The organism is Streptomyces sp. NPDC059373 (assembly GCF_042751495.1).
Lineage (GTDB): Bacteria > Actinomycetota > Actinomycetes > Streptomycetales > Streptomycetaceae > Actinacidiphila.
Window position 1 is genome coordinate 1 of the sequence record NZ_JBHYXC010000101.1, and the last position, 1,139, is coordinate 1,139.

Sequence of the window (1,139 nt, forward strand, 5' to 3'; positions counted from 1 at the left end):
TGTTGACGAGATGCAGGCCGGGCCGTGGGCAGTTCACCCACCGGTCGCGGGGGTCGTGGGCTCTCCTTTCGAAGGCTGGAGTGACGGGGGAGCTGAAGTGACTGGGGAGTGGGCAAGTTGGCGGGGCCGGCCTTCAGGCCCGGGCGCGGCGGATGTCGATGTTGCCGTGCCGGGTACGGGCGTGGACTTCGACGGTGTCCTCGGTCTTCTCCGGGGCCTCGGAGGCGTCGAGTGTGTTGCTCACCTGCCCGGAGCCCGAGTGGACGTCGAGCCAGGCGGCGGTGCCGACCTCCAGATCACCGGACGCGGTCCCGAGCACGACCGAACCGCGGGCCACCTGGCCGAGGCGAATGCTGCCGTTGGACGTCGAAGTCCAGATCGAGCAACTGGCCGCCCTCGGCGTGACCGCAGGCCGCATCTCTATCGCCTGCGGATTCCCCGGCACCCGCCGCAATGGGTTGAACGCCCGCGGCCGCCGCCCGGCCGGACGGCCGCCCGACCTCGTGGTCCCGGCGGGCGTCGGGCGCCGTGGCGGTGTCATTCGCAGAAGACCTGCACCCTGGCGTCGGGGTCGTCGACGTCGACGGTGAGGTCGTCGAGGTACTCGATGAGCTCCTCGAGGTGCTGCGGCTTGAGCTCGCTGAGGTCGATCGGTACCCCTGACTTGCTCAGCTCCGCGCTGACCTTGGTGAGCGCCTGCGGAGGGATGAGGCTCGTGAGCCGGACCCTGGCGCGCAGCCGCTGTAGCGGGACCCAGATGTTGACCCGGCTTGGCCCGTGCAGGGCGAACTCGACTGCCAGCCTTGGTACTTGATGGATGCTCGGGGAGGCAGGATGGGCCGTGCGGAGCGTCCCGTCGAGGGGGATGGCCCCGTCGCGGATTTCGCGCGGAGCCTACGTGACCTGCGCAAAGCTAAAGGGCTGCCCAGCTACAGAGCGTTGAGCCTCCGTGCCAGTTGCAGTGCGTCCGCCATTTCTGCCGCGTTCTCCGGTCGCCACCTGCCCGGTGCGGAGCTGGTCCGCACCGCCGCATATGTGGCCTGCGTAGGGCCGCAGTGGAGAACCCGGCGCCCGGCGCTCGGAAAGGCATGTGAAGTCCCTGGCAACGGATCGGTCCGTTATGACAGGTGGCGTTCCCG

General features: G+C 69.4%; 2 protein-coding genes. One reads left to right on the top strand and one right to left on the bottom strand.

The genetic code is table 11. The features are described 5' to 3' along the window. Window positions 1–133: 133 nt before the first annotated feature. Window positions 134–418 carry a hypothetical protein gene (locus tag ACFXJ5_RS41225; protein ID WP_384643701.1) on the bottom strand — a complete coding sequence of 95 codons (285 nt, stop codon included), beginning with the start codon at window positions 416–418 and terminating at the stop codon, window positions 134–136. Window positions 419–534: 116 nt separating this feature from the next. Here ACFXJ5_RS41225 and ACFXJ5_RS41230 point away from each other — a divergent pair, with 116 nt between their 5' ends. After that, on the top strand, window positions 535–663 hold the full coding sequence (locus tag ACFXJ5_RS41230; RefSeq protein WP_384643703.1) for a hypothetical protein: 129 nt from the start codon (window positions 535–537) through the stop codon (window positions 661–663). Window positions 664–1,139: the final 476 nt, after the last annotated feature.